10 protein-coding genes and 4 tRNA genes are annotated in these 15,371 nt (G+C 57.3%); 2 read left to right on the plus strand and 12 right to left on the minus strand.

The genetic code is table 11. From position 1 onward, the window contains the following. Positions 1-29: 29 nt before the first annotated feature. The 8 genes from folB to BQ9843_RS04630 all read right to left on the minus strand — a co-directional run bounded on the left by folB (position 30) and on the right by BQ9843_RS04630 (position 8,639). Complete coding sequence (gene folB, locus BQ9843_RS04595) at positions 30-518, minus strand: dihydroneopterin aldolase (protein ID WP_075844055.1); 489 nt, start codon at positions 516-518, stop codon at positions 30-32. 32 nt (positions 519-550) lie between these two features. Then, positions 551-1,069, minus strand: a complete 519-nt coding sequence (locus tag BQ9843_RS04600) for an HD domain-containing protein (RefSeq protein WP_075844134.1) — start codon at positions 1,067-1,069, stop codon at positions 551-553. 14 nt (positions 1,070-1,083) lie between these two features. Next, complete coding sequence (gene folE / locus BQ9843_RS04605; protein ID WP_075844056.1) at positions 1,084-1,641, minus strand: GTP cyclohydrolase I FolE; 558 nt, start codon at positions 1,639-1,641, stop codon at positions 1,084-1,086. Positions 1,642-1,652: 11 nt separating this feature from the next. Next, positions 1,653-2,237, minus strand: a complete 585-nt coding sequence (nrdG, locus tag BQ9843_RS04610; protein WP_075844057.1) for an anaerobic ribonucleoside-triphosphate reductase activating protein — start codon at positions 2,235-2,237, stop codon at positions 1,653-1,655. A 130-nt stretch (positions 2,238-2,367) separates the two neighbouring features. Beyond that, complete coding sequence (gene nrdD, locus BQ9843_RS04615) at positions 2,368-4,590, minus strand: anaerobic ribonucleoside-triphosphate reductase (RefSeq protein ID WP_075844058.1); 2,223 nt, start codon at positions 4,588-4,590, stop codon at positions 2,368-2,370. A gap of 546 nt (positions 4,591-5,136) precedes the next feature. Beyond that, positions 5,137-7,947: a coiled-coil domain-containing protein gene (locus BQ9843_RS04620; RefSeq protein ID WP_075844059.1), complete on the minus strand. Its 2,811-nt coding sequence runs from the start codon at positions 7,945-7,947 to the stop codon at positions 5,137-5,139. 496 nt (positions 7,948-8,443) lie between these two features. Then, positions 8,444-8,517: transfer RNA gene (locus BQ9843_RS04625), tRNA-Cys, on the minus strand. 46 nt (positions 8,518-8,563) lie between these two features. Further along, positions 8,564-8,639, minus strand: a tRNA-Gly gene (locus BQ9843_RS04630). A 130-nt stretch (positions 8,640-8,769) separates the two neighbouring features. On the opposite strand from BQ9843_RS04630, the gene BQ9843_RS04635 reads away from it, so the two are divergent. Together BQ9843_RS04635 and BQ9843_RS04640 are read left to right on the plus strand one after the other, a co-directional pair. Then, positions 8,770-9,693: a putative ABC transporter permease gene (locus BQ9843_RS04635; RefSeq protein WP_040219445.1), complete on the plus strand. Its 924-nt coding sequence runs from the start codon at positions 8,770-8,772 to the stop codon at positions 9,691-9,693. Positions 9,694-9,826: 133 nt separating this feature from the next. Next, a tRNA-Val gene (locus tag BQ9843_RS04640) sits at positions 9,827-9,901 on the plus strand. A gap of 95 nt (positions 9,902-9,996) precedes the next feature. On the opposite strand, the gene BQ9843_RS04645 is transcribed toward BQ9843_RS04640, so the two are convergent. The 4 genes from BQ9843_RS04645 to BQ9843_RS04660 all read right to left on the minus strand — a co-directional run bounded on the left by BQ9843_RS04645 (position 9,997) and on the right by BQ9843_RS04660 (position 15,360). Continuing rightward, complete coding sequence (locus BQ9843_RS04645; RefSeq protein ID WP_075844060.1) at positions 9,997-10,737, minus strand: anti-sigma factor antagonist; 741 nt, start codon at positions 10,735-10,737, stop codon at positions 9,997-9,999. A 71-nt stretch (positions 10,738-10,808) separates the two neighbouring features. After that, positions 10,809-13,172 carry a SpoIIE family protein phosphatase gene (locus BQ9843_RS04650; RefSeq protein WP_075844061.1) on the minus strand — a complete coding sequence of 788 codons (2,364 nt, stop codon included), beginning with the start codon at positions 13,170-13,172 and terminating at the stop codon, positions 10,809-10,811. Positions 13,173-13,288: 116 nt separating this feature from the next. Continuing rightward, positions 13,289-13,378, minus strand: a tRNA-Leu gene (locus BQ9843_RS04655). Between the two features lie 380 nt (positions 13,379-13,758). Next, complete coding sequence (locus BQ9843_RS04660; protein ID WP_083647918.1) at positions 13,759-15,360, minus strand: vWA domain-containing protein; 1,602 nt, start codon at positions 15,358-15,360, stop codon at positions 13,759-13,761. Positions 15,361-15,371 lie beyond the last annotated feature (11 nt).

Below are 15,371 nucleotides of genomic sequence, written 5' to 3' on the forward strand. Positions count from 1 at the left end.
AGGAGTTTCAAACACATGCCTCAACTTCGTTAGCGCAAGCGCTCAATTTCCACGCCGCAAGAGACAAGCGGCAGGCCTACGGGCGCCCAGGGCTTTTCGATCTTCACACGCACACCCAGGAGCAACGGATAACGTGCGAGCAAGGTCTGTGCCACACCTTCTGCCGCCGCCTCGATAAGCTTGAACGTATGCCCTCGCATATAGCTGTCCACATCGTGGCAGACAGCGCCATAATCGACTGACGTATTCAGGTCGTCGCTCTCCCCCGCCGCATGCAGGTCGGCGTAGAGCACCAGCGAAACGACAAATTTCTGCCCCAGGGTATTTTCCTCGGGGTACACGCCGTGATTGGCAAAAACCTCAAGACCGTCAATCAGAATGCGATCGGCATGAGAAATCTGATCGGAGGTCGCGCGAACGATCGAGGTTCGCGTCGCCGGGACATTCGCGCCGTCACGGCGCGCAAGCTTTGCCCCCTCAATCGGCGTTGTGCTATCGGGCAATTTCTTGCTACTCATGCGAATCACTCCTCCAATGCGGTTCGCATCGGCTAGACACGCACCGCCATGTTTTTCTTCTCTTCCGGCCAATAGCAGGTAGCACAAGCGGAGCACGCGAAGCAAGGACGTGACCGATGGTCGGCCTCGGCAATCACGCAGGCCAAACGACTTGACAGAGAGGAAAGCTCGCACGATACCGCATCGACGCCGTCGGCACGGTGGCCTCGCGCCGCTTTGACGATTGCCTCCGCCTCGGCGGAAGAGAATCTCTGTTCAGCCACTACCGTACCCAAAATCCGGCGCGCTATCTCGACGCCCGCCACATCATGGGAAATGCCCTTGGAATATTCAGCCGCGCGACCGATGTCATGTAAAAGCGCTGCAGCGTAGACAACGTCCCGCGCGAGGCCAAAGCCGCCTTCGAGGTTGATAATCCACGCCGTACGCGCCACATCCAACAGGTGGGACAAACCGTGCCTGCAGTAGACGCGCTGCGTCTCCGCCGCTTCGATGGCAGCCAGGTTTTCTTGAAATAAGGGGTTTGCCCAAATTGCGTCGACACGCGGCATACTCGCAAGCAACGTTAGCGCTCCAGCATGCGGAAGAAACGCTCCTCAAGGGCGGGATTACTCTCAAAACAACCGCGTCGCGCAAGCGTCACCGTGGTAGTGCCGGGCTTCTGCACGCCACGCATGGTCATACACATATGCTCCGCTTCGATAAGGACGATCGCACCCTCGGGAGCCAAATGCTCCATCAGCGCATCGGCAATCTGCGCGGTAAGCTGCTCTTGCAGTTGTAAACGACGCGCATAGACCTCGACCGTGCGCGCAAGCTTCGACAGCCCCGCCACGCGACCGCGCGGTATATAGCCAATGGCCACACGACCATAAAAGGGAAGCATGTGATGCTCGCACATGGAGTAAAACGTGATGTCGCGCTCGATCACCAGATCGTTCGAATTCACCGCAAAGGTGCGACTCAAATGCTCGGAGGCGTCCGACTCCATTCCGCCGGCAAGCTTCTCCCACATGCGCGCCACGCGATCGGGGGTTTCCACGAGACCCTCGCGCGTTGGATCTTCACCGATCCCCTCGAGCAGCAAACGAATCGCTTCTTTTACCTTTTCCGAATCGACCATGGGGGCCTTTCCTACTTCATTGTATGGGTGCTGTACACCGCTTCGTCATGCCAGAGCTCAACCGCATCTGCAAGGCTCACGCCCTCGGAGGCGGCACGGGCACGCGTCGCGTTCATGTCGATGATACGTTGATTGGACGATCCGCGAAAGCGCAGCGAGATGTCATGCAAATCCTGCACGAAAGGACCGTCAACCAAGATATCGATACAGGCGAGAAGGCGATCCGTAACGTCGGTGCGATGCGCCCCGCCCGGCATGAGCGCATCGAGCGTGTCGCCCGTATAGCACCAGATGGTCTTACCCGATTCTACAGGGTACGCTGCGCGCACGCGCTCGACAAAGTCCACGAGGCCCATTTGGTTTTCCGGCTCCATCGGCTCGCCGCCTAGCAGGGTAAGGCCGTCGCAAAACGGATGATCGATGCTTGCGATGATCTGATCGGCAACCCCAGGCGTAAACGGGTCACCGGCAGCAAAATCCCATGCCACGGCATTAAAGCAATTCTTGCAGCCGCGGCGGCACCCGCTGACGAACAGCGTAGTACGGACCCCCTCGCCATTAGCGATATCAAAGTATTTGATAGCCGAGTAATTCACACTGCCTCCCCTAAAAAACGGCGTCCACCCTATGTTCATCGACCAAACATCCTGCAGATGAAAGAATGGGGCCGCAAAAACAGCCCCATCAATTCTTGCAGGCAGAAAGACCGCACCTCAGCGCAATCTTTTATAGGTGCAAAACGCGGTCGCGAATCTCCTCGGTGCGGCCCTGGTTCCAAAACTGCGTACCGATATAGCCGCAGGTACGACGCGCCACGTTCATCTTTTCCTGGTCGCGATTACCGCAGTGGGGGCACTCCCACACCAGCTTGCCATCGTCTTCCACAATCTTGATCTCGCCGTCGTAGCCACATACCTGGCAATAGTCGCTCTTGGTGTTGAGCTCGGCGTACATGATGTTGTCGTAGATGTACTGCATCACGCGGATAACGGCCTTGAGGTTATCCTGCATGTTGGGAACCTCGACGTAAGAGATGGCGCCACCAGGGCTCAGACGCTGGAACTGGCTCTCGAACTTGAGCTTGTCAAAAGCGTCAATCTGCTCGGACACGTGCACGTGATAGCTGTTGGTGATGTAGCCCTTGTCGGTCACACCGGGCACGATGCCAAAGCGGCGCTGCAACGACTTGGCAAATTTGTACGTCGTGGACTCGAGCGGCGTGCCGTAAAGCGAAAAGTCGATGTTGCTCTCGGCCTTCCATTCGTTGCACTTGTCGTTCATGTGCTGCATGACCTGCATCGCAAAGGGCGTACCCTCCGACTCTGTATGGCTGTGGCCGGTCATGTACTTGACGCATTCGTACAGGCCCGCATAGCCAAGCGAGATGGTCGAATACCCGCCATACAGCAGCTTGTCGATGGTCTCGCCCTTCTTCAGACGCGCAAGGGCACCGTACTGCCACAAAATCGGAGCGGCGTCGGACAGCGTGCCCTTCAGGCGATCGTGACGGCACATAAGCGCCTTGTGGCACAGCTCCAAGCGCTCGTCAAAGATCTCCCAGAACTTGTCCATGTCCTGATGCGACGAGAGCGCCACGTCGGGGAGATTGATGGTGACAACGCCTTGGTTAAAGCGGCCGTAGTACTTGGGCTTACCCGGCTCCCAGTTGCCGGCATTCGCCACGTTGTCATAGCCGTTGCCAGAGCGATCGGGAGTCAAGAAGCTGCGGCAGCCCATGCAGGTGTAGCAGTCGCCGTTGCCCTCGGCCTCGCCCAAAGATAGCTTGTACTCGCGCATCTTCTTCTCAGAGATGTAATCGGGCACCATACGCTTGGCGGTACACTTGGCCGCAAGCTGCGTGAGGTAGAAGAACGGAGAATCCTCGGCTACGTTGTCGTCCTCGAGCACGTAGATGAGCTTGGGGAACGCCGGGGTGATCCATACGCCCGCCTCGTTCTTCACGCCCTCATAACGTTGGCGCAAGGTCTCCTCGACAATCATGGCGAGGTCATGCTTCTCGGACTCGGAACGAGCCTCGTTGAGATACATGAACACGGTGACAAACGGGGCCTGACCGTTGGTGGTCATAAGAGTTACAACCTGGTACTGGATGGTCTGAACGCCACGACGAATCTCGTCGCGCAGACGCTCCTCCACAACCTCATGCACCTTCTCCTCGGGAGCGCTCACGCCAAGCTCTTCGAGCTCGCGAGCCACCTCACGACGGATCTTTTGGCGGCTCACCTCGACGAAAGGCGCCAGATGCGTCAGCGAGATGGACTGTCCGCCATACTGAGACGACGCAACCTGAGCGATGATCTGCGTGGCGATGTTGCATGCCGTCGAGAAACTATGCGGCTTCTCGATAAGCGTACCCGAGATAACCGTGCCGTTCTGCAGCATGTCCTCAAGGTTCACCAGGTCGCAGTTGTGCATATGCTGAGCAAAGTAATCCGAGTCGTGGAAGTGGATGATGCCCTCGTTATGAGCGGCCACGACATCGGCAGGCAGCAAGACGCGCTGGGCCAGATCCTTGGAAACCTCGCCAGCCATGTAGTCGCGCTGAACAGAATTGACGGTGGGGTTCTTGTTGGAGTTCTCCTGCTTGACCTCTTCGTTGTTGCACTCGATGAGCGAGAGAATCTTGTCGTCGGTAGTGTTCTTGGTACGCTTGAGACTCTGCACATAGCGGTAGATGATGTAGCGGCGAGCCACCTCGTAGCGGTCGAGACGCATAATCTCATCCTCGACCATATCCTGAATCTCTTCGACAGAAACGGTGTGGCCGGCGTTCTCGCAGGCATCGGCAACGTTTTGCGCGGCATAGACAACCTGGCGCTCGGTCAAGCGATCGGCCTCCTTGACCTCACGGTTCGCCGCTCGAATCGCGCTGCTGATCTTCTCGATGTCAAACGTAACTTCCACTCCGCTGCGCTTGATGATCTTCATGAAGCTCGTACCTCTCGTCCTCTTCTACAAGGCGCACGAACGTCGCGGGCCTCTCCCGCCTTCCTGCGTCTTCTCTATTCGTTGAAAGACTTTACGCTCGCGTGTGGACAGATCCCGGCTTTGCCCATAGGGCGGCAAAGGAAGTGTCGCAGCGTGCTTGGCAAGCGCGAAGTCATATCTTACGGTGCGTCGATACCTATCATACGACAAGTTACTCACCCTATATAATGTTTTCTTATTTATGGTCAACACTATATATTGTGTTTTAGCAGGTCAACAGCGTAAGAAAGATACCGTAAACATTTGCATTGCTTCCACGGGCCGATTTATTTCACGCTCCGCCAACACGTGACCTGCAGTTTGGCCCTCAAGCATATTGGACATATTCCTTTTGGAAATCTTTCAAAACCTCACGAGTCCCGCGATGAACGGCGTTAAAAAAGCACTTGACCTATATGTTGTGCGTTCAGCGAGAAAAGGGCGCGTCAAACCGCATTGATTCGACGCGCCCTCCAAAACGAAGGTTATGGATGCGAAAACCCGCGGCTACTTCACCGCATGACGGCGACGAGCAGCCTCGCCCGCAGCGATGGCAGCAGCGCCGGCGCCGGCAATGACGACGATGCCCTCAAGAGTCGCATCGCCCGTCTGCGGCAGCGTAGCGATTGCGGCGTGCGAGGTGACAGCAGCGCCGCTCGAAGCCTGCTGGGACGTAGCAGATGCGCCGCCCTTGCCCTCAGTCGGAGCCTCCGTCGAAGAGGTGCCGGATGCAGAGCCCGAGCCCGCGGCGGCACCAGAACCCGCAGCCTGCGAACACTTGTTGTAGCACTCGAGTGCAGCGTCGTAGTTTGCCTGCGCAGCATCGAGCTCATCTTTAGCTTGCTGTTCCGCGGACACAGCGCTGTCGTATGCAGCCTGTTTCGCCAACGTGTTCGCATGGGCGGCATCAAACGCCGCCTTGGCGGAGGCAAGCGGTTTCTCCTTCATCTGCAAGCCGATCTTAGCCTTGATGGCGTTCACCTCGGCCTGGGCAACCTGTGCGCTCAGTTCGGCCAGCTCCTTGTTTGCGCGCTCGGCGTGCTGCTTCGCCGCATCCAGGTCGGTACGGGACTGGTCGACCTTCTGCTTTGCAGCCGCCTGCGCCGCACGAGCCTCCTCGAGCTTTTGCGCTGCCTGCTGGGCCGCCTGCTCGGCGTTCTCGGCAAGTTTAGAGGCGGACTCCGCCACCTTGCGAGCAGCCTCCATAACGGTATAGGCGGCAGCCTCGGCGTCCTTTGCAACCTGCAGCTGGACACCCGCTGCGTCCATGGCGAGCTTCGTTGCCTTCTCGGCAACCTCAGCACCCACCATGAGCACACGGGCGGCATCCAGGTTCTTGGCAGCCACCGCAAGCTGGGCATTCACGATATCGAGCTCTGCCTTCGCCTCTTCGTACTTTCGAGTAAGCCCGCCTGGAATCTTCACGCCAAGCACGGTCTTGCCGTCAATTTGCTCATTGAGCTTCTTGAGCTCGGCAGCATGCTGCGTGTCATAGGAAGAAACGGCGGAGTTTGCAGCATCGACGGCAGTTTGAGCTTTCTGTTGGGCAGCCGTTTTCTGATCGAGAGCCTGCTGGGCCTCGTTCTTTTTCGTCTCAGCCTGCCCAGTCTGCTGCTTCGCTTGCTCGAGAGCCTCCTCGGCATCGTCGAGCTTGCGCTTGTACTCAGCCAAATGGTCGATAGCGTCCAGCCGAGTGTTCACATTATCGAGCTCAGTCTGATCGGCACTGAGCGCCGCCTTCGCCGCATCGAGTTTATCGCTTGCAGCCTGTTTTGCCGCCTGTGCATCGGCCACTTCCTGTTTTGCCTGAGCCAAGGCCTCATCGAGCGGCGCCTTCGCGGCATTCGCGCTGTCGAGCGCGGCTTGGGCGGCGGCGACCTCCTCTGCCTTGGCATCCTGCTTCGCCTTCCAGCTGTTCAGGTCGGCTTCGGCAGAGTCAAGCGCCTTCTTGGCTTCGTTTTTCACCGATGGAAGGACCCATTTGCTGTCCTTGATGGCGTCGTAGCTGGACTTCGCGAAGTTATATCTAGCCTGAGAAGCGCTCACCTCGGAGTCAATATCCGACTTCTCCTCCTGCCTAGCGGAAAGAGCAGCCTGGGCATCCTCCACCGCTTGCGTCGGGGCGACCAGCTTGTCCTCAGCGGTTTTTTGAGCCGTCTGCGCCGTATCGAGCGCCGCATCAGCACTATCGAGCGCAGCTTGATCGTTTTCAACCTGTTGCTTTTCGTCCGCGACTTTGCTCTCAAGCTCGGCCTTGCGCGTGCGCAGCGCCTGAACCTGCGATGCATCGCCCTCTGCCTTTGAGGCTTCTTCATAGAGCGTACGGGCACCATCGGCTGTCTGCTGTTTTGCCTGTTGATTTGCCACCGCACCGTTATACGAACTCGTTGCGGCGTCGAGCGCGGCCTGCGCCGAGGCAACATCAGCCTTTGCCGCGTCGAGCGCCGTATTTGCCTCGTCGACCTTCTTCTCAAGGTCGGCGTGTCCCTGGTTAATCTCGTCGCGGCGCGCGTTGGCGTCGTCCAAAGCTTTCTTGGCCTTGTCGTATTTGGCCTGTGCGTCCTTCTGACGATCGACCATGCCGTTGTACCAATTCTCGGCGTTTTCGAGGTTCTTCTTAGCGGTCTCGAGCGCACTTACCGCGGCATCGTGCTTCGTGCGTGCATCATCAAACTTGCCCTGCGCCTTTTTGCTCTGAGCGTTCGCCGTCTCCCAAAGTTTCTGGGCTGCATCGTAATTCTTCTGAGCCAGCTTGGCCGCCGCTTTAAGGCTGTCGACGGAATCATTTGAAAGGCCGGCGAGGGCCTGAAGGCGCTGCACCTCAAGCGTTGCCTTGGCGTGCTCGGCTTTAGCGGCTTCGAGCGCGGCGGTCTTCTTCACGACCGCGCGGTCGGCCTCCTTGACCTCATCGCTCTTCTCGGTCCACTCCCCCTCGACATCCTTGAGATGCTGCTGAGCGGCCTCGTTGGCAGCCGCAGCCTCGTCATAGGCAGCTTGGGCAGCCTCGAGATTCTTTGCAGCCTCCTTCTCTGCCGCCTGGGCGGACTCAAGATCGGTTGCGGCATTGCCGGTCGCATCGCGCTTGGCCTGATAATTCGCTTTCGCTTCATCGAGCTTGGCCTTGGCATCATCGAGATTCTTCCTGCAGGCAGAAAGCGACATGGTGCCACCCTGGCACTCCTCATAGCAGCCGGCGAGCACCAAGTCGTTATTGGTCTGCGCCATTGCGGCGGTGGAAAGCATGGGGGAAAGTGCAAATCCGGCCGTTATCACCGCGGCAACCGTCGGCTTGAAGTAATTCTTCTTGGAAGAGGCCATGATGCACCTTTTTCTCCGCTGCACTGCCGCCGCTGAAGCGACACGTGTCCATTAAATTCATTGCGAAAGAATACCTCTCAAGCTTTTCTTCAACAATGGATAAGTAGACCACATATGTAGAGAAACGTACAATTGATGCATAATCGACAAATAATGTTTTATCGAAAGCAGAGTGTCGAGGAATCTTCCGAGAACATGCCTGCCCTCAGCAAAGGTTCGAATCCCAAATGGAGCAGAAAGTCCCATTTGGACCGTCTTGGGCCCGTGCCAAATGGGATTTCTTGCTTCATTTGGAAAGGCGCCCGGACCCGGGAGCCGCAGCGGGGCACCGGCCGCCGGCGCCGGCGGATTCCGCAGTCGAAGAGGCCGGAGGGGCACACCGACGGAGTCTCCGCCGTCCGGGGTCCGCGCCCCCGCACCGCGCCGCCGGCACCGCCCGAATCTGGGTGCCGCGAACGAAAAGGGGCCCTCCTTTCGGAGGGCCCCTTGGGCGATCTGGAGGCGAAGCCCGGATTCGAACCGGGGGTAAAGGCTTTGCAGGCCTCTGCCTTACCACTTGGCCACTTCGCCGTCGATATGAAAAGGGCCGATTCGAAAACCGGCCCGATGCATGCGATGGAGCGGACAACGGGGCTCGAACCCGCGACCCCAACCTTGGCAAGGTTGTGCTCTACCAACTGAGCCATGTCCGCTTGCGGGTTATTAATATACGCGATGCCGCGGGCGGGCGCAAGAAGTTTTTCAAAAAAGTTTTGCGCATGCAGAAATTTGATAGCGGTAAAATGTCCGCGGGAAAACAAACTCGATGCTCAGGACACGTCTTTGCTTCAAATCTTCACCCTCATACTCGCCGTCTATCTCATTGCACGTGGCATCATCTGGCTCGTGCAACGCTACCACGACGCACGCGGATGCGGATCTTCGTTCAAAAATCTCCTGCGCGAAGGAAAACTCGATGCGAGCGTCTATGCCGACGCCGTCTGGTCGGAAGTCGAGCGATTTGGAAAGCGCCGCCTGCGTTCAAAGATCGCCAAGCGTCAGCGCAAGCTGATTCGTAACGTCAAAAACGAACTTCGCGCCTCTTACCTCAGCGCCTGCACCCCCTCTTTGTATCAATACATCATCATCTTCCTGATCTCCTCCGTCTTAGGGCTGCTGCTCGAGACCGTTTATACCCTCGTTGTCTTTGGCGTGCTCGAAAGCCGCGTGGGACTAATATGGGGCCCGTTCTCCCCTCTTTATGGATGCGGTGCCGTGCTGCTGACGGCGCTGCTTTGGGAAGCGCGAGATTGGCCCGCTTGGAAGATCTTCTGCATCTCTGCAGCCATCGGCGGCGTCCTCGAGCAATTTACTGGCTGGTCCATGGAACATCTGGCCCATGCGCAGTCATGGACATACTTGGGGCTCCCCGATCACATCTCCCAATGGGTTGCTTGGCGCTTCCTTGCCATGTGGGGCCTTGTGGGCCTGGTGTGGTGCCGCGCGATCTTGCCCGAGCTCCTCTACCGCATCGGTGAACCAACAACGGCGCGCCAGGCAGCCGTTGTCACTTTCCTCGCTGCCTTTATCGCTCTTGACGCCGGCATGACCGTCGCGTGTTTCCTGAGAGCCGGAGCGCGCGCAGACGGCATTCCGCCCGCAAATCCCATCGATGTCTACCTGGATACGCGCTATGGCGACAGCTTCATGAAAGACAAATTCGAGAACATGCGCATTGGACAAGATCTTCCCCCTGCGTCCCGATAAATCAAAAGCGCAGGTAGATACGGTATAGATGAACTTTATTCCAACATTACAAAACTTTTTTCAAAATAACGCTTGCATCAAGCCAAAGCCTTTTGTATATTATTCCTCGCGCTGAACAGCGCACCCTGAATTCGGGCGTTTAGCTCAGGGGGAGAGCGCTTCCCTGACACGGAAGAGGTCACAAGTTCAAATCTTGTAACGCCCACCAAGAATGACAAGACCGGAGACATTGTCTCCGGTCTTTTTCTTTGCGAATCGGCATTGAGATAAAGCACTCGCCCACATTCTTTATCCCCTCGAGCTCTACAGCCCATGCTCGCGGAACAGTTTGACCAGGCGCACCTGCGTGCCGGGACAATCGCACCTACGACTTACCTCGACGTTATCCACCAGCAAGCGCATGAGTCTGATGCCGCGTCCGCGCAGCTCGGAAACCTCCGGGACATCGTCGTCGGAAATCTCATAGCCGCAGCCGCAGTCGCGCAGAATCGTCACCACACGGTCATCGTAGGCGGCAACCGTCATCGTGCAGCCATGTGCACCGTCCGCATGATCATATGCATTGGAGAGGGCCTCTCCTACCGCCAAGGCATAATCAAATCGGTCGCCTTCAGACATGGGAAGCGTCGAGAGCATCTCGACGATTCGGTGACGATAATAAGACAGGTTTTCGATGCCTTCGACAATGGGCAGGCTCTTACTCCACCAAGGACTCGCATCGGGTGCAAGGACCGGCACCGCGGGACGCTCGGAAGGGGTAGCGTGAAGCGCCTCGGTCAGACGCCCAATCTGCAAGAAGCGCATGACATTCGACGATACGTTGACCATCGAGAGCATGCCTGCGCAACGGCTAAGCGCCCGCGCGCTCGAAACCAGACAGGCGATGCCCGTGGAATCGACAAACGAGACATTCTCGCAATTGATGATGACGCGCGGAGAACCCAGTGCGATGAGCGTATCGATGCGGCTGCGCAGCCCCGGCGCGGTGGAGATATCGATATCCCCCGCGGGCGCCAACACCGTTATGTCATTCCAACCATTCATACGGTCATGGTTCCCCGGTTATCGACCCCCTAAACAATCAATCTGAAAGAGAGCCGCCCAAAAGAAGCCAGCTAGCGAGGTCGCCCCATATCGAAGCGCAGCGCCACCATCGCGACGTCATCCTCCAGCGCCGAGGCGGCAAACGCATCGAGCGCCGAAAGCATGCGCCCGCACAGCCCATCCACACCAGAGGAAGCCTCGCGTAAAAGCGTATCGCGCAAGCGTTGCTCGCCAAAGAAATCGCCTGCGGGATCGCGCGCCTCGATGGCGCCGTCGGTGTACATAAACAGGATGTCCCCCGGCGAGAATTCGAACGAGCCGGCCTCATAGCTCATGGTCTCAAATGCACCGACAACACCAGACTGCACGCTCATGAGCTCAATCTCGGCGGTAGAAATATCCCCTTGGGCACCATCGCGCGGAGCATGCACAAGCATTGAGGGCGGATGTCCTGCCGAGCAATAGGTTGCGTAGCCCTGGCGCAAATCGATCTTTGCAATGAACATCGTCGCAAACGTCTCGAGGCGCGAGAACCCCATAAGCATGCTGTTGAGCGAGCGCGCCATGCGCTGCGGTCCCATGCCCTCCCAGGCATAGGCGGAAAGCGCTGTTTTGGCCAAAGCAGACATCGAAGCCGCCTCGACGCCTTTACCCGATACATCGCCCAAAATCATGACCACGCGATCGTCGGGAAGACGGATAAGCGTATAGAAATCTCCGCCCACCAGCGCCTGCTTGGTTGCCGAGGAATACAGGCAGTCCGAGGTGATCCCCGGTACGGAAGCAAGAGAGCTCCTCATTCCCGCCTGAAGGGTCTGTGCGATGCGATGCTCAGATTCCTTCTTGCGCGCGCCCTGAACGTACATCTCAAAATCATGCGCCAAATGCACCAGGTAATCGTACTCAAGGTCGTCGATTGGCTCTTGCGAGGCGCTGCGTAAGAGTAAAAACATGCGGTGAGGGCGCTCTTCAACAAGCATCAACCCTTCGGCCCCATCAGCATCATCGGCCGCAGTGCCGTCCTCGGCGCCAAAATCTGCACCAGCATCGAAGAAAACGCCCTGGCTGGGAAGGCCATGAAGTGCGAGCCAGCGACCAGCGCGCGAGTTCGCATCCACACGGACTACGCGGACATCGACCAGGTCGTCTGCCGTATACGTCCAGGCGCCTCGGTGAATCTTTGCATCAACCTCGGCCAACGGATCGACATACGCCGCCGGCGCCACGGTCGAGAAAAAGAGCTCATCGATACCGCCGGGCAGATTCACTCTGCTCCCGCCATCAAAATCGAGCACATAGCGGCCGCGCATATGATCGAAGAACAGCGGGCAGAGGCGGCACTTGAGCACGCGCGTCATCTCGGACGTCAGACGAGGCCACATGTCGCGCAGGTCTCCCGACCCCGCATACACCATGTCGCGTAAGCGATTGAGCGAGCGCGTCAGCTCATCCGACCTCTTCGAACGAGCATTCGTCACCAGCCCCATGAGCTCAATGGACAGGTAATCGCTCACGACCTCGAGCACATGCATGTCGTAATCGCGCGGGAAGCACGGGCGCATCCAGCCAAGCTCGATGACTCCCAGCACCTGCGTACCAAAAAAGACCGGCACGGCGATAAGCGTCTTGAACGCCGGCATGTTCTCGACATTCAGACGCATATTTGTTCGCGCATCCATGTCATAAAAGGTTCCGGATGCAGGCCCAAGATCCTCATCGTCGCTCGTAGCAGGCAAAACGTAAAAACGGCACGCGCGCGACTGGCGCAGCACATAGGTGGGGATGCCGGCGCCGTAGGGAATAAAATCGGGCACATAGCAATTTGCGAGTGACTTCGAGAAACCGCGGAGCTTGAAGCCACCGTTCTCGGCGATGTAGATAGTGGAACCGCCCGCATCGAGTGCGCCGGAGAGCTTGTTGAGCACGGTATCAAGAAGCGTTGGAAGGTCTTTGGAGCCCATAGCGGACAAGATGACCGAAAGCGTGCCCGAAAGGCGCTTATTCGCCGCCTGAAGCTCCGAGAGAAGGCGCTGCGTCTGGCGATCGTGGGCTGTCTGCTCCTCCATGCTCTTGATGACCACGAGGATGCGACCGGCGCGATGGGCGCCCAAGGGCAAAAGATCGCGTCCAATCTCCAGTGCACGGACGTTCACGGGAACAAAGGAGCCATCGGGCAGCTTGAGCATGAGGCTACAATCGCGCGTATCGAGCGTAAACGGCATCTGGTGTCGCTCCGCACGTTCAAAAGCATTGCTAAAGAGGAGATCTTTGATGTCGGTCCCCACAATATGCTCTCGATCGTCGAGCGCCAGCGAGGCCATCTGGCGATTGACATGCAGGATAGTGCCATCCTGAGCGCAAAGGGCAACGGCGTCACTCGTCACCTCGACCAGTCGAGCCAGCTCGGCAAGATCGTCTTTTCCCAGTGATTCCATCGGACGCACCTCGCATCCTTCGCAGCCATACATTGGCACACACGATACCGCAGCATGATGGGCAACACGCCCAATAGGTAAAATAAAAGCCCCACGAGGAGGCTCAGAAGATTTGATGGTGTCGGAGGCGGGACTTGAACCCGCATGACCGAAAAGTGGTCACTAGCACCTCAAGCTAGCGCGTCTGCCAATTCCGCCACTCCGACTTGCGACAAGGAAAATAATAGCCCAGACCCGGGAGCCGATGCAAGAACTTTTTTAAAAAGTTTTTTGCTAAGTCGATTTACGCAGGTCAGATGGCTTATCTAAGTTTGAATAATGATGAATGATAGGTTGAAAGCGTCGCAAATTGTCTCTTCTCGTCCGGTCTGATCCGGGGATTACACCCTTCACTGGTCCTCGCCGCTTCGCGGCTGCGGAATCGCTCAGGGGGTAATCCCCGGGCCAGACCTGCGTTGAAGTGGTGTGCGCATCGATCATCAATCTTCAGTCGCTTCACTCTGCAGCGATCGCAAAAACAAAGAGCCCGCCCTTGGGTTGAAGGCAGGCTCAAAACGCAGGGATTCTAGTCGTGCGAATCTATAGCTTAGCTGCGGCGGCAATTAAGATGTACTCCGGCGGCGCAGATGGCGGAGCCGAGAGCGAGGGCCGCTACGGTAGCGGCAAGGGCGCTGTCGCCTGTCTTGGGGAGGTTGCCCTTCTTGTCCGTTTTAACCGGTTTCTTCGTATCCGCAGGCTTCGTGGGCTCCTCGGGCTTTTGCTCGGGCTTTTGCTCAGGGGCGGCAACCGTGTAGGTAACCGTCGGAACCGGGAAATCGCTTGCCGTGCCCTTGTCACCGTTGCCGTCAACGGGGTACAGGGTTGCACTCTCGTTGACCTTGAGGCTATGGGTGCCGGCCTCGGTGGGCTTATTCACCAATACCTCGCTGTACGTAAGGACAACCGGTTTAGCGGGCACTGCGGCCTCATTGAGTGTGAAGACGAGCTTCTCGTTCTCCCCTGCCGTGTACTTGAGGGTGAAACGATAGGTGCCGTCCGCACGCTTGCCAAAGCCATACGTGGTCTCGTCAATCTTTTCGGGCGCCAGGTCCTCGCCCGCAACATTCAGGCTGATCTTACTGGCATCGTTCACAAAGTCAAAGTTGTTGCCAATAAAATCCTCGACGGTCGAGCCGGCGGCGATCTTGTCGATGAGCTTGGCCTTGAGCTTATTGAAGTCAGTATCGAGCTTGCTCTCGTTGGATTTCCTGGTGAGATACTGCAGGAAGACCTGGCCATCGAAGTCAGCAGCGTTCTTGTAATAGACGTTCATGTCGTAGCCGGCATTGACCATCGACTGGAAGGTGTCATCGGTACTCCAAAAGGCAACATCGATGTTGCAGGGAGCGGTCACATCAACAGGAATGGGATTTCGAGCCTCGCGCTTGTATTCATAATCGTACTGAGCCCAATTTCTATCCGAGTTATCGTACTGGGCACGATAATACGCAAGATACTCGCCGAGCTTTTTAGGACTCGTCATGGCCTGCGAGAAGATGAAGTTCGATCCATCGGAGAATTTCTTCCAAGCATTATCAGTATTATACTCGCGAAGTTGATACTCCCAGATGCCGCCTTCTTTATCTGCACCGTTGACGATGCCAAACGACCTCGAATACGGCTTGGTATAGTCACCATTCTTGCAGTAAAGGTACGTGGCACCGTCGCTAATGAGGATCACGTGCTTGTTTTCGGCCTTAACGGCAGCATCAGCATCGAGCATGCTCTTGGCAGCAAGAAGGCCGGCATCCATGTTGGTGCCCGAGCTCAAGCTCGAATTCATCGCCGTCAGAATGTTATCGTAACCTGTAACGACATCAGTCAACGGCTGCTGAATATTGCCCACCTTGTTAAAGAGGACAACGCCAACCTTGATGTCCAAGCCGTCGGTCTGAGCCTTTGTCTTAACCTCTTCGAGGAAGGACTTGGCCTGGTTATAGATGTCCTTCTGCGCAGAGGCGCCCGACTTATCAAGAACGAACACAACATCCGCAGGCTCGGCTTCGCGTTTCCCCGGGAACGAGAGCGTAACTTTCGTCTCCAGATTCTCGTCGAGCTCGGTAGCCATTTTTTGATTCTGCTCCAGCGCCGTTGTCTGGCCAGATGCGGCAGTATCAGTAGCAAACGCGGGTGCTACCGGCACAGACATGGCAATCGCCA

The organism is Collinsella bouchesdurhonensis, assembly GCF_900155365.1.
Classification (GTDB): domain Bacteria; phylum Actinomycetota; class Coriobacteriia; order Coriobacteriales; family Coriobacteriaceae; genus Collinsella; species Collinsella bouchesdurhonensis.

What these genes read in the sequence shown, in the direction of transcription:
- folB (WP_075844055.1), bottom strand. Translation starts at nt 518, where the DNA reads ATGAGTAGCAAGAAATTGCCCGATAGCACAACGCCGATTGAGGGGGCA.
- BQ9843_RS04620 (WP_075844059.1), bottom strand. Translation starts at nt 7,947, where the DNA reads ATGGCCTCTTCCAAGAAGAATTACTTCAAGCCGACGGTTGCCGCGGTG.
- BQ9843_RS04600 (WP_075844134.1), bottom strand. Translation starts at nt 1,069, where the DNA reads ATGCCGCGTGTCGACGCAATTTGGGCAAACCCCTTATTTCAAGAAAAC.
- BQ9843_RS04650 (WP_075844061.1), bottom strand. Translation starts at nt 13,172, where the DNA reads ATGGAATCACTGGGAAAAGACGATCTTGCCGAGCTGGCTCGACTGGTC.
- BQ9843_RS04660 (WP_083647918.1), bottom strand. Translation starts at nt 15,360, where the DNA reads ATGTCTGTGCCGGTAGCACCCGCGTTTGCTACTGATACTGCCGCATCT.
- nrdD (WP_075844058.1), bottom strand. Translation starts at nt 4,590, where the DNA reads ATGAAGATCATCAAGCGCAGCGGAGTGGAAGTTACGTTTGACATCGAG.
- BQ9843_RS04645 (WP_075844060.1), bottom strand. Translation starts at nt 10,737, where the DNA reads ATGAATGGTTGGAATGACATAACGGTGTTGGCGCCCGCGGGGGATATC.
- folE (WP_075844056.1), bottom strand. Translation starts at nt 1,641, where the DNA reads ATGGTCGATTCGGAAAAGGTAAAAGAAGCGATTCGTTTGCTGCTCGAG.